Source organism: Actinomyces sp. (assembly GCF_030530635.1).
GTDB lineage: Bacteria > Actinomycetota > Actinomycetes > Actinomycetales > Actinomycetaceae > Actinomyces.
On record NZ_JAUMUL010000013.1, the window covers coordinates 35,849 to 58,032 of the forward strand.

General features: G+C 68.2%; 21 protein-coding genes. 12 read left to right on the top strand and 9 right to left on the bottom strand.

Annotated features, from left to right (window positions below):
- The first annotated feature begins 19 nt into the window (after positions 1 to 19).
- From rpsM to rplQ, 4 genes are all read left to right on the top strand, one after another.
- Positions 20 to 394, top strand: a complete 375-nt coding sequence (gene rpsM, locus Q4A20_RS05100; protein WP_303121000.1) for a 30S ribosomal protein S13 — start codon at positions 20 to 22, stop codon at positions 392 to 394.
- Between the two features lie 57 nt (positions 395 to 451).
- Positions 452 to 853, top strand: a complete 402-nt coding sequence (rpsK, locus tag Q4A20_RS05105; protein WP_303121002.1) for a 30S ribosomal protein S11 — start codon at positions 452 to 454, stop codon at positions 851 to 853.
- Between the two features lie 170 nt (positions 854 to 1,023).
- The gene (locus tag Q4A20_RS05110) at positions 1,024 to 2,025 is read left to right on the top strand and encodes a DNA-directed RNA polymerase subunit alpha (protein ID WP_303121004.1); all 1,002 of its coding nucleotides are present in this window, start codon (positions 1,024 to 1,026) and stop codon (positions 2,023 to 2,025) included.
- Between the two features lie 30 nt (positions 2,026 to 2,055).
- Positions 2,056 to 2,658 (top strand): 50S ribosomal protein L17, encoded by a 603-nt coding sequence (rplQ, locus tag Q4A20_RS05115; protein WP_303121006.1) that lies wholly within the window; start codon positions 2,056 to 2,058, stop codon positions 2,656 to 2,658.
- Between the two features lie 94 nt (positions 2,659 to 2,752).
- Here rplQ and Q4A20_RS05120 read toward each other — a convergent pair whose 3' ends face one another.
- Positions 2,753 to 3,511 (bottom strand): ROK family protein, encoded by a 759-nt coding sequence (locus Q4A20_RS05120; protein WP_303121008.1) that lies wholly within the window; start codon positions 3,509 to 3,511, stop codon positions 2,753 to 2,755.
- Positions 3,512 to 4,187: 676 nt separating this feature from the next.
- Here Q4A20_RS05120 and truA point away from each other — a divergent pair.
- The 4 genes from truA to glmM all read left to right on the top strand — a co-directional run bounded on the left by truA (position 4,188) and on the right by glmM (position 7,877).
- Positions 4,188 to 5,168, top strand: coding sequence for a tRNA pseudouridine(38-40) synthase TruA (gene truA, locus Q4A20_RS05125; RefSeq protein WP_303121010.1), 981 nt, complete (start codon positions 4,188 to 4,190; stop codon positions 5,166 to 5,168).
- A 237-nt stretch (positions 5,169 to 5,405) separates the two neighbouring features.
- On the top strand, positions 5,406 to 5,849 hold the full coding sequence (gene rplM / locus Q4A20_RS05130) for a 50S ribosomal protein L13 (protein ID WP_303121012.1): 444 nt from the start codon (positions 5,406 to 5,408) through the stop codon (positions 5,847 to 5,849).
- Positions 5,850 to 5,888: 39 nt separating this feature from the next.
- Positions 5,889 to 6,380: a 30S ribosomal protein S9 gene (rpsI, locus tag Q4A20_RS05135; protein WP_303121014.1), complete on the top strand. Its 492-nt coding sequence runs from the start codon at positions 5,889 to 5,891 to the stop codon at positions 6,378 to 6,380.
- Positions 6,381 to 6,518: 138 nt separating this feature from the next.
- Positions 6,519 to 7,877 (top strand): phosphoglucosamine mutase, encoded by a 1,359-nt coding sequence (gene glmM, locus Q4A20_RS05140; protein WP_303121016.1) that lies wholly within the window; start codon positions 6,519 to 6,521, stop codon positions 7,875 to 7,877.
- 123 nt (positions 7,878 to 8,000) lie between these two features.
- Here the strand turns inward: glmM and Q4A20_RS05145 are convergent, their stop codons facing one another.
- Together Q4A20_RS05145 and Q4A20_RS05150 are read right to left on the bottom strand one after the other, a co-directional pair.
- Entirely contained in the window at positions 8,001 to 9,482 is a 1,482-nt protein-coding gene (locus Q4A20_RS05145) for an NAD(P)(+) transhydrogenase (Re/Si-specific) subunit beta (RefSeq protein ID WP_303121018.1), read from the bottom strand.
- A 4-nt stretch (positions 9,483 to 9,486) separates the two neighbouring features.
- Complete coding sequence (locus Q4A20_RS05150) at positions 9,487 to 11,043, bottom strand: Re/Si-specific NAD(P)(+) transhydrogenase subunit alpha (protein ID WP_303121019.1); 1,557 nt, start codon at positions 11,041 to 11,043, stop codon at positions 9,487 to 9,489.
- A gap of 97 nt (positions 11,044 to 11,140) precedes the next feature.
- Here Q4A20_RS05150 and Q4A20_RS05155 point away from each other — a divergent pair, with 97 nt between their 5' ends.
- Both Q4A20_RS05155 and Q4A20_RS05160 read left to right on the top strand, forming a co-directional pair.
- Positions 11,141 to 11,335 carry a hypothetical protein gene (locus Q4A20_RS05155; RefSeq protein WP_303121021.1) on the top strand — a complete coding sequence of 65 codons (195 nt, stop codon included), beginning with the start codon at positions 11,141 to 11,143 and terminating at the stop codon, positions 11,333 to 11,335.
- A gap of 162 nt (positions 11,336 to 11,497) precedes the next feature.
- The gene (locus tag Q4A20_RS05160; protein ID WP_303121023.1) at positions 11,498 to 11,698 is read left to right on the top strand and encodes a hypothetical protein; all 201 of its coding nucleotides are present in this window, start codon (positions 11,498 to 11,500) and stop codon (positions 11,696 to 11,698) included.
- A gap of 7 nt (positions 11,699 to 11,705) precedes the next feature.
- Here the strand turns inward: Q4A20_RS05160 and coaA are convergent, their stop codons facing one another.
- Positions 11,706 to 12,704: a type I pantothenate kinase gene (gene coaA, locus Q4A20_RS05165; RefSeq protein ID WP_303121025.1), complete on the bottom strand. Its 999-nt coding sequence runs from the start codon at positions 12,702 to 12,704 to the stop codon at positions 11,706 to 11,708.
- A gap of 169 nt (positions 12,705 to 12,873) precedes the next feature.
- Here coaA and glmS point away from each other — a divergent pair, with 169 nt between their 5' ends.
- The gene (glmS, locus tag Q4A20_RS05170; protein ID WP_303121028.1) at positions 12,874 to 14,811 is read left to right on the top strand and encodes a glutamine--fructose-6-phosphate transaminase (isomerizing); all 1,938 of its coding nucleotides are present in this window, start codon (positions 12,874 to 12,876) and stop codon (positions 14,809 to 14,811) included.
- Positions 14,812 to 14,937: 126 nt separating this feature from the next.
- Positions 14,938 to 16,665: a bifunctional ADP-dependent NAD(P)H-hydrate dehydratase/NAD(P)H-hydrate epimerase gene (locus Q4A20_RS05175; protein WP_303121041.1), complete on the top strand. Its 1,728-nt coding sequence runs from the start codon at positions 14,938 to 14,940 to the stop codon at positions 16,663 to 16,665.
- Positions 16,666 to 16,803: 138 nt separating this feature from the next.
- On the opposite strand, the gene Q4A20_RS05180 is transcribed toward Q4A20_RS05175, so the two are convergent.
- From Q4A20_RS05180 to Q4A20_RS05200, 5 genes are all read right to left on the bottom strand, one after another.
- Positions 16,804 to 17,517, bottom strand: a complete 714-nt coding sequence (locus Q4A20_RS05180; RefSeq protein WP_303121030.1) for a response regulator transcription factor — start codon at positions 17,515 to 17,517, stop codon at positions 16,804 to 16,806.
- The gene (locus Q4A20_RS05185; RefSeq protein ID WP_303121032.1) at positions 17,514 to 18,677 is read right to left on the bottom strand and encodes a sensor histidine kinase; all 1,164 of its coding nucleotides are present in this window, start codon (positions 18,675 to 18,677) and stop codon (positions 17,514 to 17,516) included. The genes Q4A20_RS05180 and Q4A20_RS05185 overlap by 4 nt, the downstream gene beginning before the upstream one ends.
- A 107-nt stretch (positions 18,678 to 18,784) precedes the next feature.
- The gene (locus Q4A20_RS05190) at positions 18,785 to 19,624 is read right to left on the bottom strand and encodes an ABC transporter permease (protein ID WP_303121034.1); all 840 of its coding nucleotides are present in this window, start codon (positions 19,622 to 19,624) and stop codon (positions 18,785 to 18,787) included.
- On the bottom strand, positions 19,621 to 20,379 hold the full coding sequence (locus tag Q4A20_RS05195; protein WP_303121036.1) for an ABC transporter permease: 759 nt from the start codon (positions 20,377 to 20,379) through the stop codon (positions 19,621 to 19,623). Before Q4A20_RS05195 ends, Q4A20_RS05190 begins: the two co-directional genes overlap by 4 nt.
- Complete coding sequence (locus tag Q4A20_RS05200; RefSeq protein WP_303121038.1) at positions 20,376 to 21,386, bottom strand: ABC transporter ATP-binding protein; 1,011 nt, start codon at positions 21,384 to 21,386, stop codon at positions 20,376 to 20,378. Before Q4A20_RS05200 ends, Q4A20_RS05195 begins: the two co-directional genes overlap by 4 nt.
- Positions 21,387 to 22,184 lie beyond the last annotated feature (798 nt).

Here is a 22,184-nt window from a genome sequence, read left to right on the forward strand (position 1 = left end):
ACATCAGGAGAACCACACAGTGGCACGCATTTCCGGCGTCGACCTGCCTCGTGAGAAGCGAGTCGAGGTTGCGCTCACCTACATCTACGGAATCGGGCGCACGCGCGCCGTCAAGACGCTCGAAGCCACCGGGGTCAGCCCGGACACCCGCGTGAAGGATCTCACCGAGGACGAGCTGGTCGCGCTGCGCAATCACATCGACTCCAGCTACCAGGTTGAGGGCGACCTCCGTCGTGAGGTCCAGGCGGACATCCGCCGCAAGATCGAGATCGGCTGCTACCAGGGCCTGCGCCACCGCCGGCACCTGCCGGTCCGCGGCCAGCGCACCAAGACCAACGCCCGCACCCGCAAGGGTCCCAAGCGCACCGTGGCCGGCAAGAAGAAGGCCAAGTAACCAGCCCCCGTCCGGGCGCCGCAGGCCCGGAATCAGACCTCACGCGAAGAAGGAAGCATGCCCCCCAAGTCTCGTACGGCCGCGCGCAAGCCGCGCCGCAAGGACCGCAAGAACGTTACGCACGGTCACGCCTACATCAAGTCCACCTTCAACAACACGATTGTGTCCCTGACGGACCCCGCAGGCTCCGTCATCGCCTGGGCCTCCTCCGGTCAGGTCGGCTTCAAGGGCTCCCGCAAGTCGACCCCTTACGCCGCCCAACTTGCTGCCGAGGCCGCCGCCCGTCGCGCCCAGGACCATGGCATGAAGAAGGTCGACGTATTCGTAAAGGGCCCGGGCTCCGGCCGTGAGACCGCGATCCGTTCGCTCCAGGCCGCCGGCCTCGAAGTCGGTTCGATCACGGATGTCACCCCCCAGGCGCACAATGGCTGCCGGCCCCCGAAGCGGCGCCGGGTCTGACGCCGTCACCCAACCACCGCAGTCGGCGTCCACTCCGCACCGGCGGTAAGCGACGTCGACCATCGGCTCCGCCCAGACAACAGGACGGGCCGGCCGTCGACTGATGTCGATGGCCAACACCATGAGGAACGGCGTCATATAGCGGGCGCCGCGACGAAAGGAAACCCCCAGTGCTCATTGCACAGCGACCCACACTCTCAGAGGAGGTCATTGAGGAGGACCGCCGCTCACGGTTCGTCCTCGAGCCCCTCGAGCCCGGTTTCGGCTACACGCTAGGCAACTCGCTGCGTCGTACACTGCTGTCATCCATCCCGGGTGCGGCGGTGACTTCCGTGCGCATTGAGGGCGTGCCCCACGAGTTCCGCACCATCGCCGGGGTCAAGGAGGATGTCGCCCAGATCATCCTGAACATCAAGGAGATCGTCCTGTCGTCGGAGAACGACGAGCCGGTGGTCATGTACCTGCGCAAATCCGGTCCGGGCGTCGTCGTCGCCGGCGACATCACCCCGCCGGCGGGCGTGGAGATCCACAACCCGGAGCTGGTGATCGCCACCCTGAATGAGAAGGGCAAACTGGAGATCGAGCTGACGGTCGAGCGCGGTCGCGGCTACGTGTCCGCCAACCAGAACAAGGACCCGAACGCCGAGATCTCCCGCATCCCGGTGGACTCGATCTACTCCCCGGTCAAGAAGGTCTCCTACGCGGTGGAGGCCACCCGTGTGGAGCAGCGCACGGACTTCGACCGCCTGGTGGTGGACGTGGAGACCAAGGCCTCCATGACTCCCCGTGACGCGCTGGCCTCCGCCGGCAAGACGCTGGTCGAGCTCTTCGGGCTGGCTCGAGAGCTCAATGTTGAGGCCGAGGGCATTGAGGTCGGCCCCTCGCCGATGGACCAGGCCCTCCAGCAGGATCTGGCCATGATGATCGACGAGCTGGACCTGCAGGCCCGCTCCTCCAACGCCCTCAAGCGCGAGGGCATTCACACCGTCGGTGAGCTCGTCGCGCGCAGCGAGGCAGACCTCCTCGACATCCGCAACTTCGGTGCCAAGTCGATCTCCGAGATCAAGGACAAGCTGGCGGAACTCGGGCTGTCCCTCAAGGGTTCCCCGGTCGACTTCGCCTCGGAGGGCGACTACACCAACCCCACCTTCAGCGACGAGCAGCAGGCCTGACGCCGGCTCGCCATTCCACTAGGAGACAACATGCCTCGCCCCACTAAGGGTCCCCGGCTGGGTGGATCGCCCCAGCACCAGCGTCACATGCTGGCCAACCTGGCCACCCAGCTCATCGTCCACGAGTCGATCACGACCACCGAGGCCCGCGCCCGGCGTCTGCGCCCCTATGTTGAGAAGCTCATCACCAAGGGCAAGCGTGGCGACCTCCACGCGCGCCGCACCGTGATGAAGAAGATCACGGACAAGTACGCCGTCTACCGCCTCTTTGACGAGATCGCCCCGCAGATGGCCGACCGCGACGGTGGCTACACCCGCATCATCAAGACCGCGCCGCGCCGGGGCGACAACGCCCCCATGGCCGTGATCTCGCTGGTGCTGGAGCCGGTCGCCAAGAAGGAGGTCGTCGACGACGCGGTCCGCACCGCCAAGCGCGCGGCCGAGAAGGCGGTGGCAGAGGTCGAGGAGGCGGCTGCCGAGGCTGAGGAGGCCTCCGCCGCCGAGCCCGACGACGAGGCTGCCCAGGCCGGCGAGGAGACGGACACGACGACCGAGGAGACCGCCGCCGAGGCCGGAGAGGCCGCGGACTCGGAGGTCGCCGACGGCGCCGAGGCGCAGAAGGTCCAGGAGTGAACCCGGCCCACTAGGGCTGTGCGCAACAGTGCGTCAACAATCCATAGGGGGAGGGGTCGGGCCGCCGCGAGGTGGCCCGACCCCTCCCCGCATCTCAGCTTCGGGTCATCTCCCAGCAGCGGGCGCCGCCGGTCATGCCCGCCTCATTGGGGACGACGACGACGTCGTCCCCGATCCTGTTCAGCTGGAAGGCGGTGATGCGGCGGGAGTTGCCGCCGCCCAGGTAGAGCCGGTCCCACATGTACATGGGACGCAGCGCCTCGACCACGCGCCGCACCCGCCGCGACCAGTGGGCGTCCCCCAGGCGCAGCCGCTCATGCTCTCCGATGTAGTCGTCGTAGGTCAGCCCCCAGCGCACCGGCCCCTGGGAGACCTCCACGTGGGGGGCGAGCACCCCGTTGTCGAAGACGGCGTTTCCCAGGCCCGTCCCCAGGGTCACGATCATCTCCAGGCCGTGGCCGGTGACAACGCCGGCGCCGGCGACCTCGGCGTCGTTGAGCACCAGCACGGGGCGGCCAAGCACCGATTGCAGGTTGCCGCCCATGTCGAAGCGCGCCCAGGCCTCAACCAGTTCGGGCAGCACACGGGAGCGGGGTCCGTCCCTGGTGATGTAGTGGGGTGTGGCGATCACGACCCCGTGGCGGATCATGCCGGGCATGCCCACGGTCACCCGGTCGGCGGGCGGCAGCTGGTCGGCCAAGTCCTTGATGGTGTCTACCAGCAGCTCGGGCGGCAGCGGGTAGGGGGTGGGGGTGCGCAGGGCGCGGGAGATGATGGCGCCGTCGGCGTCGAGCACGGAGGCCTTGATGCCGCCGCCGCCGCAGTCGACGCTGAGTGTGGTCGTAGTGGTCACGCCTAGACGCTACCGTCTTGCGGCGTACCGGAGTGTCACATGATCCAGAACAGGCCGTTGGTAGCCTGTGAAATGCTAGCGAGCGGGCCGAATGCGCACTGCGCGGGCTCGGAGCCGTATTGGCCGCCACCGCCAACGACCTGCGTGCCGAGCGCCGCGTTTACGTTCGCCCATGAGCCGACGCGCTGCGAGCGAGGCGATGTCTCCGGCAGCGGGCTTAGGGATGACGCTCGAGGACGATGGCTCTACGCTGCACGGGGTCGGCTATCTGTACGGGAACTCGAAGGGCGAGACCGCGTCCGCCGGCAGTCGCATGCCTGCGGAACATCAGTATTCCGTTCCTGGGCATACGCTATCTGGCGGCCGACACGCGTGCGGACCTGGCGTCCGGGCGCCACTGCGGCCGAGTTGCGCGGGTAGCGTCCTTGGAGGCGGGCGCGTGCCGGGGAGTGGGTTTGTGCTCTTGTAGGCGACGGGCTGCGCCCCTGTTTGCTGTCGCACGACGATGGGCCACGTTGCACGACCTCCGGGTGTTTTGCACGACCCCGGGGTGGTCGTGGAACGCACCCCAAGGTCGTGCAATGGCACCAAGGTCGTGCAAGTGAGACACGTTCCGACGTCTAGCACCGAGGCAGCCGGACGCAGGGGACTGCCGGGCTGTGGTCTCATGGTTGCCATGACCGACGCCGAGCCCACGCGCGATGCCGACCCTACGCACAACGCCGATCCCACCGGCCCCGATACGGTGCGCGTCCGCCTGGACCTGGCCTACGACGGCACCGGCTTCCACGGTTGGGCGGCCCAGCCCGGACTGCGTACCGTCGAGGGCGTGCTGACCGGCGCCCTGAGCGCGGTGCTGCGCACCCCGGTGAGACTGACCGTGGCCGGGCGCACCGACGCCGGTGTGCATGCGAGCGGGCAGGTCGCCCACCTGGACGTGCCCGCCGTGGCCTGGCGGGCACTGCCCGGACGCTCCACGCGCCCGCCCGAGCAGGCCCTGCTGGACCGGCTGGCCGGCGTGCTCGCCCGTGAGGCCCAGGGCGGCGTCGTCCCCGCCCCGCGCAGCGCCGCCGACCTCGTAGTACACGGTGCGCGCCTGGTCCCCGCCGCCTTCGACGCCCGCTTCTCCGCCCTGACCCGCCGCTACCGCTACCGCATCGCCGACGGCGGCCCGACCGGTGCCCCACGTGACCCCGCCCGGCGCTGGCAGGTGCTGTGGCTGCGAGAACCGCTCGACGTCGACGCCATGCAGGCCGCCGCCCGCCCCCTGCTGGGTGAGCACGACTTCCTGTCCTACTGCCGTCCCCGGGCGGGCGCCACCACCATCCGCACCCTCAAGGAACTGAACTGGCAGCGGGTGGACGCGGCCGCTCCCGGGCCCGACGGCGGCCTGGTGGTCCTCACCGTCGTCGCCGACGCCTTCTGCCACTCCATGGTGCGCTCCCTGGTGGGGGCCGCCCTCGATGTCGGGACCGGACGGCGCGACGTCGACTGGCCCGCCCGGCTGCTGGCCGCCCGCAGCCGCCGTCGGGCCGCGCCCGTCGCACCCGCGCACGGCCTTACCCTTCAGGAGGTGACCTACCCCGACGACGGCGAGCTGGCCGCGCAGGCCGAGCGGGCGCGTATCCTGCGCCGGCCGCCGGGCTGCTGCCAGTAACCTGGTGGCGTGTCAGGTCTCACGGAGCCCGGGGGGTCAACGGCTTTGACCGGTCCCAGGGCCTGCCGGTAGGGTTGGGCACCGTCGTGCAGCACGCGATCTTGTTCGTGGTGCCATCCCACTCGCCACTAACGGCCGGTGCTCCGACCACCTCATCTGACCATGGCGGTCCCGCCGATGCCAGCGTCCGCGCTGCATTCGCGTGCCCGCCCGCCAAGAGAAACGAAGGCAACGCCAGTGCGCACGTACACACCGAAGCCAGGCGACGTCAAGAAGAACTGGTACGTCATTGACGCCAGCGACGTCGTGCTCGGCCAGCTCGCGGCCAAGGCCGCAACTCTGCTCCGTGGGAAGCACAAGCCGCAGTTCGCCCCGAATGAGGACTGCGGCGACTACGTCGTCATCATCAACGCCGACAAGGTCGTCCTCACCCGCGGCAAGGCCGATAAGAAGTTCGCCTACCGCCACTCCGGCTACCCGGGCGGCCTGACGGCCGTCTCCTACCGGGAGCTGCTGGCCACCCACCCCGAGCGAGCCGTGGAGAAGGCCATCAAGGGCATGCTCCCGCACAACCGACTGGGCCGCGCCCAGCTGAAGAAGCTGAAGGTGTACGCCGGCCCGGAGCACCCGCACGCCTCCCAGAATCCGCAGAGCTACGAGCTCACCCAGGTCACCCAGTAAGCGCCCAGCGCCCGGCACCCGACAAGCAAAGGACATATCGTGGCTGAGACCACCGTCGACATCGACGCGCTGGACGAGGACAACGCCCCCGCCAGCTACACCACCGAATCCACCCCCACCGAGGGGCGCGGCCAGTCCATCACCGCCCCCGGCATGGGACTGGGCCGCCGCAAGGAGGCCGTCGCCCGCGTCCGCCTCATTCCCGGCACTGGACAGTGGAAGATCAATGGCCGCACCCTGGAGGACTACTTCCCCAACAAGCTGCACCAGCAGCTCGTGCGCGCCCCCTTCACCCTCCTGGAGCTCGAGGGCCGTTTTGACGTGGTCGCCCGCATCAACGGCGGCGGCATCTCCGGCCAGGCCGGCGCCCTGCGCCTGGGCATCGCCCGCGCCCTGAACGAGATCGACCGTGAGGCCAACCGTCCGGCCCTGAAGAAGGCCGGTTTCCTGACCCGCGACGCGCGCGTCGTCGAGCGTAAGAAGGCCGGTCTGCACAAGGCCCGCCGCGCTCCGCAGTACTCCAAGCGCTGACCGCGGCGGCGCCCGCCTTCCGGGGCCACGCCGACTCGCACCTCTACCTGCCGGCGGTCACCTCCTTAGCGGAGGTGACCGCCGGGTTACGTTCCGGCGTGAAATGATGGGGCCGCTGTCAACCAACAGGAGGATCCCATGACACGACTCTTCGGCACCGACGGCGTCCGGGGACTCGCCAACGAACTGCTCACCCCTGATCTCGCAGTGGGACTCGGCCGCGCCGCCGCAAGCGTACTGGTCGGTTCGGATGACTCCCCCCACCGGCTGGGGCGGCGGCCCCGCGCGGTCGTCGGCCGCGACACCCGTGCCAGCGGCGAGTTCATCGACCACGCCATCAGCGCCGGCCTGGCCGCCTCCGGCATGGACGTAACCCGGGTGGGAGTACTGCCCACCCCCGCCATCGCCCACCTGACCGCCAGCCAGGACGTCAGCCTGGGTGTGGTCATCTCCGCCTCCCACAACCCCTTCCCGGACAACGGCATCAAGTTCTTCGCCCGCGGCGGCTACAAGCTGGAGGACGCGGTTGAAGACCGTATTGAGGCGGCTCTGGCCGAAGACCTGCCCCGCCCCACCGGTGCCGATGTGGGGCGCGTCATCAAGGGCGAGACCGTTGCCGACCAGACCTACATCAACCACTTGGTGGACTCTGTGGCCACCGACCTGTCCGGCCTGCGCATCGTAGTGGACGCATCCAACGGCGCCGCCAGCAGCGTCGGCCCCGCCGCCCTGCGCAACGCCGGCGCGGAGGTCATCGCCATCAACGCCTCCCCGGACGGGCTGAACATCAACGCCGATTGCGGCTCCACCCACCCCGAGCAGTTGCAGGCCTATGTGCGCAGCGTCGGCGCCGACATGGGTGTGGCCTACGATGGCGACGCCGACCGCTGCCTGGCTGTGGACGCCGAGGGCAACCTGGTGGACGGCGACCAGATCATGGGTCTGCTCGCCGTCGGGATGAAGGCCGACGGCACCCTCGGCTCCGACACACTCGTGGTGACCGTCATGAGCAACCTCGGCCTGATCCTGGCCATGCGTGAGCACGGCATCCGGATCGTCCAGACCGGCGTGGGCGACCGGTATGTGCTGGAGAAGATGCTGCAGGGCGGCTACACGCTCGGCGGCGAGCAGTCCGGGCACGTCATTGACACCATCCACGCCACCACCGGCGACGGTGTGCTCACCTCCCTGCGGGTTGCGGCCCGCATGAAGCGTACCGGCAAGTCCCTGGCCGAACTGGCCAGCATTGTGCAGCGCCTTCCCCAGACGCTCATCAACGTCCCCGGGGTCGATAAGTCGGCCGCAGGCACCAACAAGGCGGTGCTGGACGCCGTCGCCGACGCAGAGAAGCAGTTGGGAAACACCGGCCGGGTGCTGCTGCGTCCCTCAGGTACCGAGCCGCTGGTCCGCGTCATGGTGGAGGCCGCCACCCAGGAGGAGGCCGACCGCGTCGCCGCGGGTCTGGCCGCGGTCGTGAAGGACAACCTCGCACTGTGACGGCGCGGCCGGGCCGCCCCGGCGGCTTGGGCCGCTGCGTCTCAAACCACGTGTGTGCCCAGCCCGGAACTCCGGGCTGGGCACACACGACCGAGTGCGACTCACTTAGTGCTGACTTGGAGTTCACTCCATGGCGCGGATGACTTCCTCCACGGTCTCCTTGGCGTCGCCGAAGAGCATGGCGGTGTTGTCCTTGAAGAACAGCGGATTCTGCACACCCGCGTAGCCGGAGGCCATGGAGCGCTTGAACACGACCACCCGCTGTGCCTCCCACACCCGCAGCACCGGCATGCCGGCAATGGGGGAGCCGGGCTCCTCGGCCGCCGGATTGACCGTGTCATTCGCCCCGATGACGAGCACCATGTCGACGTCGGAGAAGTCATCGTTGACCTCATCCATCTCCAGGACCAGGTCGTAGGGGACCTTGGCCTCCGCCAGCAGCACGTTCATGTGCCCGGGCAGACGGCCGGCCACCGGGTGGATGCCGAAGGTGACGTTAACACCCTCACCCCGCAGCATCTCCGTAAGCGTGGCCACGGGGTACTGGGCCTGGGCCACAGCCATGCCGTATCCGGGCGTGATCACCACCCGCTTGGCATCCTGCAGCGCACGGGCCACGGCACCCACATCTGTCTGCTGAATCGTGCCATCTTCACCCTCGGTGGGGGCGACCACCGCACCCTCGGTGCCGTATCCGCCCAACAGCACGGCTACGAAGGAGCGGTTCATCGCCTGACACATCAGGTAGGACAGGTAGGCGCCGGAGGAGCCCACGAGGGCGCCGGTGATGATCAGCAGGTCGTTGTTGACCATGAAACCGGTGAAGGCGGAGGCCCAACCGGAGTAGGAGTTCATGATGGCCACCACCACGGGCATGTCACCGCCGCCGATCGCCACCACCAGGTGCACGCCCAGAGCCAGGGCGATGACGGTCATCACTGCCAGACAGACCCAGGCCGCCGTCGAGCCCGCGGGCAACAGGATGAAGGCGATCATTAGCACGAGGCTGACCAGCAGAGCGGCGAGGTTGAGCTTATTGCGACCCGGCAGGGTGATGGGGCGACCCGGCACGCGGCCGGCCAGCTTCAGGGCCGCCAGCACTGAACCGGTGAAGGTCACCGCACCCACGAACACGCCCAGGAACACCTCACCCAGGTGGAAGCCTCCCAGAGACTCCGACAGCGCATCGGGAGATGCATAGGAGCTGTATCCCACCAGCACGGCGGCCAGGCCCACCAGGCCGTTCAGGACGGCGATCAGCTGCGGCATACCGGTCATGGCGACTCTTCCGGCGAGCACCATTCCGATTACGGCGCCGATCCCGATGGCCAGGAGGATCAGGATCGCGGTGGCCACCACGCCGCGGCCGGGGGCGGAGGTCAGGGCCAGACCGATGGCGGCTACAACGGCCACTGCCATGCCAACGGCGCCGGCGATGTTCCCGGCCACCGCGGTCTCGTGTCGGGACAGCCCGGCGGCGGCGAGGATGAACAGCACCGCTGCCGCGATGTAGGCCAGGGCTACCGGCGAGGGCAGGGCGAGGTCGATGGTCTGCGCGGCGGCGGGTGGCGCGGCAGGAAGACCGAGTACTGCTGCATACGACATCCGCTCACTCCTTCCTGAACATGGCGAGCATGCGGTGGGTGACCGCGAAGCCGCCGAAGACGTTGATGGATGCGAGCATGATCGCGACGAAGGCGACGGCGCTGATCGCCGGGTTGGCGTTGCCCACCTGGGAGATGGCTCCGAGCAGGATGATGCCGGAGATCGCGTTCGTAACCGACATCAGCGGGGTGTGCAGGGCCGGGGTTACGTTGGAGATTACGTGGAAGCCGAGGATGATCGCCAGGGCCAGCACGATGTAATGGCTGGTGGCGGCGGCGGGCGTGATCAGCACCAACACGGCCGCGGCGAAGGCCGCCAGCGCGATGCCCACCGTCCGGCGTCGGCGTGAGCGCTCCCGGGCGGCGACCTCCGCCTCGGCGTCGACCGGCGCGGCCGATGGCTTCGGGGCCGGTGAGGCGGCAGGCGCCTTGGCTGCGGCTGACACGGCCACGGGGGGCGGCGGCCACAACAGCTCGCCCGCCTGGCACACGGTGATGGCCCGCACCACCTGGTCTTCCAGGTCCAGGACCGGCTCACCGTCCTTGGCGGGTGTGAGCAGGGTCAGCAGGTTGAGGATATTGCGGCCGAACAGCTGGGAGGCCTGGGCGGGCAGGCGCTCGGCCAGGTCGGTATACCCGACGATGGTCACTCCGCCTTCGGTGGTGACCACCTCTCCGGGCACGGTCAGCTCCGTATTTCCGCCGTTTGCGGCCGCCATGTCCACGATCACCGAACCGGGACGCATCGACTCCACGGCGATGCGGTCCAGTAGCATGGGGGCGCGGCGACCGGGGATGTTCGCAGTGGTGATCACGATGTCCGCGGCGGCGGACTGCTCCGCGTACAGGGCGTTCGCCAGGGCGGCCTGGTCGGAGCTCAGTTCCTTGGCGTAGCCGTCGGTGGATACCTCCTGCGCGGTGGGTACGGGTACGAACTCGGCGCCCACCGATTTGACCTGGTCGGCCACCTCCGGGCGCACGTCGGTGCCCTTGACGACAGCCCCCAGTGAGTAGGCGGTACCGATAGCCGCCAGACCGGCCACACCCGCGCCGATCACGTAGACGGAGGCGGGTGGGAACTTGCCGGCCGCCGTCACCTGGCCGTTCAACAGGCGTCCGAAGTGCGCGGCGGCCTCGATTACGGCCCGGTAGCCGGCCAGGTTCGCCTGGGAGGAGAGCACGTCCATGCTCTGTGCCCGGGAGATGCGTGGCACCGTATCGATCGCCAGTGCTGTGAGGGAGTGGTCCTGCAGGCTCTGTACGAGTTCGGGATGGCGGGCGGGGTCGAGCCGGCCGATGAGGGTCGCACCGGGGTGCATCAGGTCGAGTTCGGTGTCTTCCGGAGCGTATGCGGTGACGACGATGTTGCATCCCCAGGTCTCGGCGCGGTCGGCCAAGTGGGCGCCTGCATCCTCGTAGGCGGTGTCGGTGAAGTGTGCCGGCTCTCCGGCTCCGCGCTGGACGACTACGTCGTAGCCCAGGCGGATCAGCCGCTCGACCGTCTGCGGGGTGGCCGCGGTCATGGAACGGTCCGGAGGCTGACAGGGGATTCCAAGACGCATAGAAACTCCTTTCAGCGGGCGCGCCCGGCGGCGCAACGCTGGGCTGCGCATGGGGTGCGGGCACGCGGAAGGGTGACCTGCGTAACGGTAGGACGTTATGGGGGACAGTGTCACGTCGAGTCTCACCGGAGTGCGGTTCGACGGTGCCGCGACCCTCACCGCCGGCCTGGCCTACGCGGACGCCGGAGCGCTCAAGCGGGCGCACGAGTTGGAGGCCATGGGAGCGCTGCAGATCGGTCTGGCGCTGAGCGAGCAGATCGTCTGGACTGGGGGCTTCGCCGTCGTCAAGTGAAGCGGGATCCTGTTGGACCTTCCCCGGATCATGCGGCGCTTTCGCCCGCCGTTCCCTACGCGGGACGGCGGCGAAATCTGTAGCCTGTACTTTTGTCGTTGCCTCCAGGGGACTATATCCGTCTGACCGACGAGGCAGAGGACTGGGAAGGGGACGCGGACCATGAATGCAGGACCGGACGCTGCGTCCGCTGTCATCGCGTCGTCGGCCGTGGGCAGCTTCAAGCTGGGAGCGCCCCGACTCGTAGGTGGTTCCGGCGGCTACCTCAGGGCGCGAGCGGAGGCGGAGGTCGATGAGATCTGGGCCCGGGCGACGGAACGCTGCCTCGCCCTCGGCGCGGGCGAGTACCCGAGCGCCCGGTGATGAGTGTTCAGGCCTTGCGCAGCAGCATGCGGCTCATGTGATGGTCGGCGTCCTTGCGCAGCACCAGCGTGGCCCGCCCGCGTGTGGGCGCGATGTTCTTCCGCAGGTTCACCAGGTTCACGCTCTCCCAAACCTCATTGGCGGCCACCAGCGCGATGTCATCGGGGATGGCCGCGAACCGGCGGAAGTAGGAGCTGGGATCCTTGAAAGCCGTGTGCTTCAGAGTCAGGAAGCGGTCCAGGTACCAGCGGCGGATGTCCTCCGGGTCGGCGTCCACATAGATAGAGAAATCGATGAAGTCGCTCACCGCCAAGGCAGACGCCGCCGACCGGTCACCCCCGTCCCGCTGCGCGCGGGGGGCCGGCTGCAGCACGTTCAGCCCCTCCAGAACCAGCACGTCGGGCTGTTCCACCACCTTCTTGGCTCCAGGCACGACGTCGTAGAAGGTGTGCGAATACACCGGCGCCTCCACGCGGGGCGCCCCCGACTTCACGGCACTGACGAAATCCAACAGCGCCCGCTGGTCGTAGGACTCCGGGAAGCCCTTGCGGGCAGTGAGTCCCCGCTCCTCCAATACGGCGTTGGGAAGAAGGAAGCCGTCGGTAGTAACCAGGTCCACCCGCGCAGTGTCCGGGAAGCGGGCCAACAGGTGGGCGAGCAGACGTGCCGTGGTCGACTTGCCCACCGCCACCGAGCCCGCCACCGCCACTATGAACGGGGTCGGGTGCTCATCCACCCCCAGGAAGCCGGCGGTGCGGCGGGCGCGCTCGCGGCCGGTAGTGATGAAGTGTTCCAGCAGCGCCGTCAACGGCCGGTAGACCACATCGACCTCAGCCAGATCGATGGGATCGCCCAAACCGCGCAGTTTCTCGACGTCGGCCTGAGTCAGTGGCAGCGGTGCGGAGGATGCGAGCGCGCGCCACTGATCGCGGTGCAGCTCGATGTACGGCGAGGGGGCCGAATCGGGCTGGGCCGCGTAGTCCGCCGGGGACACGGGGTTGTTCACCACACCAGTGTGGCGCATAGACGGCTCCAGGGCACGCCACTGTGAGGCAGAGGGGCTGTGATGCCGCATATCTCATTCGGAGCAGGCCCGCGGCGCTAAGACGATTCCCAGACCACCGGGGCGTTGGAGACGTTGAACCGGGAGGCGGGTTGGTGGTTCCATCGGGCCCATGTGTGGAATCGTCGGCCATGTAGGCCCCCTGAACTCAACCAGCCCCGCAGGCGCCCCCGGATCCGGCCGCTCCCTGGAGGTGTTGCTCGACGGCTTGTCCCGCCTGGAGTACCGCGGCTACGACTCCGCAGGCATCGCCCTGGTGCGCCCCGAGGGCGGCGAGCGACTCACAACTGTCAAGGCCGCGGGCAAGCTGGACAACCTGCGCGCCGACCTGGATGCCGCCGCTCCCGCACCGGCCACCGCCGGCATCGGTCACACCCGCTGGGCCACGCACGGCGGCCCCACCACCGAAAACGCCCACCCTCACCGGGCCGGCTCCCTGGCCGTGGTGCACAACGGCATCATTGAGAACTTCCGACCTCTGCGCGCCGAGGTAGAGGCGGCAGGACGTGCGCTGCTCTCGGCCACCGATACCGAGGTCGTCGCCCACCTGCTCGACCTCGACTTCACCGCCCGGCTGGCCGACGCGGGCCAGGAGCACGGCGGCGTCGACGCCCAGCGGGCCGCGGCCTTACTGGTGGAGTCCATGCGGGCCGTCACCGCCCGCCTGGAGGGGACCTTCGCCCTGCTGGCCGTCACAGAGCTCGCCCCCGGCACGATCGTCGCCGCCCGCCGCTCCAGCCCGCTGGTGATCGGCCTGGGGGAGGGGGAGAACTTCCTCGGTTCCGACGTGGCCGCCTTCGTCGCCTTCACTTCTCGTGCCGCCGAGGTCGACGACGATCAGGTGCTGGCGGTGACGGCGGATGCCGTCACCGTGTGGGATGCTGCAGGCAACGTCGTCACCCCACGTCAGTGGGAGGTCTCCTGGGATGCCTCCGCCGCCGTCAAGGGCGGATACGAAACCTTCATGGACAAGGAGATCCACGACCAGCCCACCGCCGTCGCCGACACTCTGCTCGGGCGCGTGAACGATCGCGGCGAACTGGTCCTGGATGAGATGCGCATCGACCCGTCGGTGCTGCGCAGCATTGACAAGATCATCGTAGTCGCCTGCGGAACGGCCGCCTACGCCGGGCACGTGGCCAAGTACGCCATTGAGCACTGGTGCCGTATTCCGGTGGAGATCGAACTCGCCCACGAGTTCCGCTACCGGGATCCGATCGTCTCGGAGAAGACTCTGACCGTAGCGATCTCCCAATCCGGTGAGACCATGGACACCATCCAGGCGATCCGGCACGCCCGCGAACAGGGCAGCCGGGCACTGGCCATCGTTAACACCTACGGCTCCACCATCGCCCGTGAGGCCGACGCCGTGCTGTACACCCACGCCGGTCCGGAAGTGGCCGTCGCCTCCACCAAGGCCTTCCTGGCCCAGATCACCGCCTGCTACCTGCTGGGTCTTTACCTGGCGCAGTTGCGTGGCAACAAGTGGCCCGATGAGGTGGCCGAGTACCTGGATAATCTGGAGAAGATGCCCGCGAAGCTGGAGCGCCTGCTGACCGAGCAGGAGGGCAGTATCCGCGAACTCGGGGCGCAGCTGGCCGACCAGACCTCCTTCCTGTTCCTGGGGCGGCACGTCGGTTTCCCGGTGGCGTTGGAAGGGGCGCTCAAGCTCAAGGAACTCGCCTATGTGCACGCCGAGGGCTTCGCCGCCGGCGAGCTCAAGCACGGTCCCATCGCCCTGGTGGAGGACGGGCTACCGGTGTTCGTCATCGTCCCCACCCCGCGCCGCCCCGTTCTGCATGACAAGGTCATCTCCAACATTCAGGAAGTGCGTGCCCGCGGCGCCCGCACCATTGTGATCGCCGAGGAGGGGGATGAGGCGGTCACCCCCTTCGCCGACACGGTCATCCGCATCCCGGCTGCCCCGACCCTGATGTGGCCGCTGCTGACTGTGGTGCCGCTGCAGATCTTCGCGGCCGCCCTGGCCAAGGCCAAGGGACTGGATGTGGACCAGCCACGCAACCTGGCCAAGTCCGTCACCGTGGAGTAGCCGGTGGAGCAGACGGCGCAGCGCAGCGATGATGGGATTGTGAGCACAACGAATCCCCCGCCCGTTCCTGCGCCCTGTCCATCCGAAGACAACGGCAGCGCCGATGGTCGGTGCGTCTGGGGGCCCATCCCGGCGTCCGCCACCGCCTACCCTGCCCGCGCCGTCGCCGACGCCGAGGCGCCGTTGACCGCGGGCACCGACCGCTACATGCATGCCGCCGCTCACGCCGTGGCCCAGGCCGCCGTGGCGGAGCTCCGTGGCGCGCGCGGAGCCCTGGCCGGCGCACGCGTGCTGTTGCTCGTGGGCGCCGGCCACAACGGCGGCGACGCCCTGCTGGCCGGAGCCCTGCTGGCGCGCCGCGGCTGCGCAGTCATTGCCGCCCCCGCGACCGACGCTGCCCGGCTGCATGCTACGGCTCTGACGGCTGCTCGCACCGCCGGTGTGCGCCTCGCCGCCGACCCACTGGCCGCTGCCCGGGCCGCCGCCGAGGCGGATTCAGGAGCCGACCTGGTGATCGACGGCCTCACCGGCATTGGCGCCACCGGGCCGCTGCGCCCCGCCGCCTCCCGGCTCATCGCTCCGCTGCGCGCCGCCGGGGAACCGGGGGAGCGGCCCTTTCGGGTGCTGGCCGTCGACCTGCCCTCCGGTGTCGGCGTGGATGACGGCACTCTGCCCGGTCCCGTGCTGGACGCCGACCGCACCGTCACCTTCACCTGCTTCAAGGCCGCCCACCTGCTGCCGCCTGCGGCGCCCCGGTGCGGGCGCGTGGAGGTGGTCGACCTGGGGCTGCCCGTGCCGGAGACGATGCCGCTGACGGCCCGGCCTGCGGATGCGGAACTGGGGCGCCTGCTGCGCGTGCCCGGGGACCGCGACCACAAATACACCCGGGGCGTGGTCGGCCTGTGGGCCGGCAGCCGAACCTACCCGGGAGCCGCGGTGCTGGCCGCTTCGGCGGCGGTGCACACGGGCGCCGGCATGGTGCGGCTGGCGGCACCGGCGCGGGCGGTCGATCTGGTGCTCACCCGCCGCCCCGAGGTCGTGCCTGCCGACGGGCGTTGTCAGGCGCTGGTGATCGGCCCCGGCACCGACCCCACCGATGCCCCGCGCGCCGCCGAACTCGACGCGGCCCTGGGGCGGGTACTGGGCGAGGCCGGTGAGTCGGTCGATGCGGTGATTGACGCCGGGGCGTTGCCCCTCCTCGCCGCCAGACTCGCCTGCGGTGGACGCTGCTCGCAGCGGCAGGTGCTCACCCCACACGCCGGGGAGGCCTCCGCCCTGCTAAGTGGGTTGGGGGAGCGGGCTTCGCGGGAAGAGGTCGAGGCTGCCCCGGCCGCCGCAGTGAGGCGCCTGGTCGAGCTGACCGGGGCGACTGTGCTCCTGAAGACCACGCCGACGTTGATCGCCTCCCCGGGTGGGACGCTGCTATCGGTCGACTCCGGTCCGGGCTGGCTGGCCACTGCCGGCAGCGGCGACGTGTTGGCCGGAATCATCGGTGCGCTGCTGGCGGCCTCCCGGGCCGATGCCGACAACGGCAGGGCCGGCCGGGGCGAGGCGACGGATGTTGCGGCGGAAACCTCCGCCCGCCGTGCGGCCCTGGGCGTGCGGCTGCACGCGCTCGCTGCGGCGCAGGCGGCCGGAGTGGAGGGAGCCGCATCCGTTGCGTGTGCGGCCACTGCTGAGGCCGGCCCGCCGTATACATCACCAGGTCATCCCATTGCTGCGCTGGAGGTGGCTGAGGCGATCCCGGCCGTCTGGGAACGGCTCTGGAGAGCCGGCGCGCACCGAGTCTCTAGCTCGCTGCCTGCCGGTGCCGCGCCTGGGCGTGCCTTCCGCGGGAAAAATGTCCATCGGTGACCAGTTTGCCGTTGCTGCGGCTGCCCGGCCTCCGAGCCAACTTGATATTTCCCTGTTCTGGAGCCGTTCGGCTGCAGCTCGCCAAGGGGCTTGTTCCTGAAAGTGGTCACCGATGGACACATTTTGCCGCACGGCTTCTCACCGGGAGTCAATGTCACGCATGAGGATGACGAGTTGCACCCGGTCGCGCAGGCCCAGCTTGGACAGGATGCGGGTGACGTTCTTCTTCACCGAGTCGGTGGCGATTACCAGGCGCTGGGCGATCTCCGAATTGGTCAACCCCTGAGCCACCAGTTCGGCGACCTCACGCTCCCGTGGGCTCAACCGCTCCAGCCGCTCTCGAGCCGAGCGCTGCTGCGGCGAGGTGACAGGGCGGAAGGAGTGACGTTTGAGCAGTTCACGGGTGATGCGTGGAGTGAGTATCGCGTCCCCGGAGGCAACCGCCCGGATCGCCTGATGCAGCTGCGCGGTGCGAGTGTCCTTGAGTAGGAATCCGGAAGCTCCCGCTGACAGAGCGCCGAAGGCGTAGTCGTCCTGGTCATAGGTGGTCAGCGCCAATGTTTTGACCGAGGGGTGGAGTTGTGCGATGCGTGCGATGGCGTCTACACCGTTTAAGACTGGCATGCGGATGTCCATCAGTGCCACGTCGGGCAGGGGGTGGTGTGTCGCGCTCAGATTCGCGAGCTGATCGAGTGCGTCTTGGCCATGGGTGGCCTGGGCGATTACCTCTAGGTCGTCTGCCCGGTTGATGATGAGGGATAGGCCCATGCGGGCAGCGCGCTGGTCATCTACCACCATCACGGTGACGACCCTGGTGGTATCGCCGATAAGTGGGTCGGTTGAAGGACTCATGCGGCCTCCGGATGCGGAATGAGGGCCTGCAGACGCCAACCTCCCGGGGCGGGGCCGGCGCTCAGGGTACCGCCTACCTCCCCCAACACCTCCGCCAGATGCGCAATTCCGTGGCCGGCATCCTGGAGATCAACCAATGGCGCCTCGGTGTCGGCGCTCTGGGTGAGTTGGCCATCATCGGATACGGTGATTCGGGTGTGTGGGTCGGCGTGATCCAGGGAGATCACAATGCGCGTGACTCCAACGGCGTGCCGCATGACGTTGGTCAGGGCCTCACGCACCACCGTGTAGACCAGCGTTCCGAGCTCGCCGTTTGCAGGGCGGTGACCGGTTTCGGTCAGGGCGACGGCGATGCCGGTGCGCCGAGTCGTGTCCAACAGGCCCGACAACTCTTCCCAGCCGCGAGGGGCTCCACCGATGTTGGCCGAGGCGGAACCGGGCTGAGACCCGAGGCCGGTGACGGTGCCGGGAGCTGCGCCTGGAGGCTCCGGTCGGAGGGCATCGACGGCATGCCGCGTATCGGCGAGCCCATCACGGGCGAGGGTATTGATGAGTGCAATGGCCTCGTCGACGTCATCCCTGCCAGTGGTCCCCGCCAGCCCCTCCGACAGGGCGATGATGGCGGTCAGATCGTGGCCCACCGAGTCGTGTAGCTCCCCGGCCACTTGTGCCTGACGGCGGGCGACATCACGCTGCGCCGTCAGGCGGTGCTCGGCGGCCTGCGCCGTGAGCTGCGCATCGCCGTGTTCCAGCGCCTCACGCCGCGCCCGCGAGATCGTCGCCGCCGCGATCACGGCCACGGAGAAGAAGATATACGGTGTGAGCCGAGTGGTCAGCGGATATGACAGCCCCCTGGGCACCAGAGGCAGTACCCAGCCGGCGAGCAGCACCAACGCGCCGATCAGGCGTTGGATCGATTCGGCACTCACGAACAGGGAGTACAGGGCGACCAGCGGGGGCAGATTGAGAATCGCTCCCGGCCCCCACATCTCCGCGGCGGCAGAGGCGACGGTAGCCAGAATCAACACTGCGAGAGGCCAACGCCTCCGCGCGAGCAGGGCGAGGACGACCAGCCCGCTGAGTGCTGCCCACATACGTGCCCCGGGCAACGATCCTGCGGCCAGCATATGGGCCAGGACAATCAATTCGAACAGACCCATACCGATGACGCCGGCCCATAACCCAAATGTGCTATTGCGCCACCAGGCAGCAAACCGATCGATAAGGGTTCGCGGCACTCTTGATGTCGCCGGTGATGCGGCGTCCATCAGGCGACCCTAGCAATGGCTCGGCGCAGCGCCACCATCCACACGCCTGCCCAGACGGCGCCAATTGCGGTTGTGGTCAGGATGGAGCCGATGGACGTAACACCATAAAGATCCCTCGGGCTGCATGCGGCCGTTATGACAGACAGCGGGAAATAGGGGACGAGCGGCGGGATCACCAACACGAGGAAGGTGCCCATAACGGTTCCCAGCAGCACCAGGGTCATGATGGAGGCGAAGGATGTCAGGTAGACGCCGAGCCAGGTGACGAACAGCTCGGTGGCGAAAATGGCCAGCGCGATGGGGATCCCCCGCAGCAGGAAGGGGCCGATGCCCGCCAGGCCGAATCCGAGAATCAGTCCGGTGAGGAGGAACTCGCCCAGTAGCACCGCGGTGGTCAACAAGGCGATTTGCGCCATGTGCATGAGTTTGCCTCGCAGCATGGTTTCCTGCAGGTGGTTGGCGCGCATGCGCTGCCAGTTGCGTCCGCCGTGTTCGCCGACGCAGACCTGAGCGATGAAGGAGCCGACCAGCAGGGGAAAGGCAAGCATGGTCGTCAGCAAGGTGGCCTGGCCCCAGACCGCCAGCCAGGTCGTGCCCTGAGCGTCGAAATCCGCACGGAAGTCAAGGTAGTTGCTCGCTCCGTTGAACATGCCGACGCCGCATATCAGCGCTAGGACCAGCCAGTACCACCGGGTCGCGGACTTGCGGTTCTCCCACTTCCAGGCCGCCCATATCGAAGACGCCGCGGTGGTGGAGCCGAGCGGCCCTGCGGCAGGTGCCGGCGGGTGGGGCAGGGACGATTGGGGTGTCTGCAAGGTAGAGGAAAATGCTGTACTCATCGGTGATTCTCCCGGTAGTTGATGACGAATCCGGCCAGTGCGGTCCAAAGAACGGCGGAGAGTGCCGCCCACAGGGCATTGATCCAGGGGCTGCCGACCAGGATTACCTCCCCGGCTTGTTGGGAGGGCTGCAGCACGGGCCTGGCCGCGCCCGCGATGCCCCACGGAAACAACCAATCCACCGCGCCCAGGTGCATGAATGGCAGCGCGGAGCAAAACAGTGACGCCAGCGCTCCGGCCCCCAGGCCCACCGCCTGCTTGGGCACACAGATTGCCAGCACCAGTTGTGCCGCCATGGCCGCGACGGAGGCCGCGATCATGATGACGGCGATAGACCAGATCATGCCCCGGTCTTCAGGGGCCGTACGCAGTCCCATGCCCGGGCCGGTCAGGACGGTGATCCCGAGCATCGCCAACTGGCCGACGACGACGGCGAAGGAGCCCAAGAGCAGCTTCCCACGGAAACGGGAGCGTTCGGCCTGTCCGATTGCGGTGAGCCACTGGCCCATGCGCTCCTCGGTGTCGATCGTGGCCAGGCGGGACGCCAGTAGGGCCGCGCTGAATGGCATCAGCATGGCGGTCATATTGACCGAATCGGTCAGGCTCAGGCTCAGCAGCCGCATCGGCTCCGCGCCGTTGGCGCGTGTGACGAGCAAACCTGCGGACCAAATCACGACCATGGCTCCCAGCGCAGTCGCCATGAGCCAGAAATGACGCCGCCTGAGCTTGCGCAGTTCCATGACAATCGCGCTCATCGGCGGACTCCTCGAACGGTGGTAGTTGTAGGGGCGGTGGGAGCGGTGATGGACGGTGAACCGAGCGGATCGGTCAACTCCAGAAAAGCCTGCTCCAATGTCTTGCGCACCGTCTGTACGCGATATACGGTGCCGCCGTCGCGCACAATGCGGGTCACCAGGTTGCCCACCGCCTCCTCGGGGAGCATCGGCGTGCGCACCGTCCGGCCATTAATCTCATACCGGATGCGATGCTGGTCGAACAGACCCGCGGCAGCCGACGGGTCAGAGACCGTGAAGTCGATGACTCCGGCATCCTGCAGGCCGGACAGCGGCCCCTGATAGCGCAGCCTGCCGGCGCAGATGACGCCAACCGTGTCTGCCATCTGTTCGATCTCGGACAGGATGTGGGAGGAGACGATGATAGTTGTGCCCTCCTGCCGGGCCAGGTCCACGATCAGATTGCGGATCTCGGCGACGCCCGCCGGGTCCAGTCCATTAGTGGGCTCATCCAAAAGCATGAGCGGCGGCTGCGCCAGCAGGGCCATGGCCAAGCCGAGGCGTTGCTTCATGCCCAAGGAATAGTCCTTGACGAGTTTCTTGTCCTGGCCGGTGAGCGAGACCGTGGCCAGCGCGTGCTGGACGCGGCCGCGGGGCAGGCCGAGGTAGTCGGCCACCATGGTGAGGTTCTCGGGGCCGGTGAGCCGCGGATAGAAGGAGGGGCCTTCGATGAGGGAGCCGATGGAGCCCGGGGACAGTGGAGACTTCACGCTCACCGGGTGCCCGAGTACCTGCATACTTCCGGAGCTGGACCGGGTCAGCCCCAACAGCAGCTTCATGGTGGTGGATTTCCCGGCGCCGTTCGGCCCCAGGAAGCCGTAGACGCCGCCGCGCGGTACGCGCAGGTCCACATGGTCCACTGCGGCAGTGCCGTTGTAGGTCTTCGTCAGTCCGGTGGTGGTAACAACCAGAGGAGCGTCCTGCGTCGGTCCGGTGATCGGTATGGCTTCGTTCAGTGCTGTGCTCATGCACTTATGGGAGCCTGCCGCGGTCCCGGTCCGCTCCTCCAACGCCGTAACTGTCCCCCACGGGGGACCGGTCCCCGGCACTACAACGACATACTGAGACGAGTAACACTGTCCTCGGTTCGGAGGAGTGTCCTGGGAGAACCTGGCGTGCACCGCATCGGCCGCAGGCCGGATAGTCGGCTCTTCGGGTTTGGGGGTGTGGTGGTTGTGGTGGGCTGCGGTAGAGCGGTCGCCGATGTTCTGAGACATGACATGGGGTGGGGTGTCTGGTGTGCCGGTTGGGCGTTAACAACGCTACTTAACGCTCTGCTGTATGCCTCGGGGGCCTTCAGCAGAGGGTTAACTGGCGTTGTAAACTCCGAAGTGGCGTAGCAGACGGCGAAGCGGCGCTGCAGATGGACCCGCTTCCGGGCGCCGGGGCCGCCGGCAGCCAAGTCCGGCACGGTTGAACCGGCAGGCTCGCCACGGCACGGCTCATCGCGTCCCTCATCTCGCAATGTGCCGGCCAGCACACCCACAAACGTCAAGACACACCAGCCACCACAGCCACCAGCACCAAGAGCCGGTCTGGGTGGGTTGGTGGGGGTCGTCCGAGGACGCCGGTTCGCCGTTGACGACGCGGGTTGCCCTCAAGGACGCCGCCCGGGAGGGCGTCCTCGGCGGTGAGCCCACGTCGTGGAGGTTTAACCCGCGTCCTCGACGACCACCCTACCGACGGCGAGAGCGTCCCTACCGGCTCGAAAACGTCCTTGTACGCCCGAGCACGACCTGTGCTGGTCGAACACGTCCTCGTGAGCC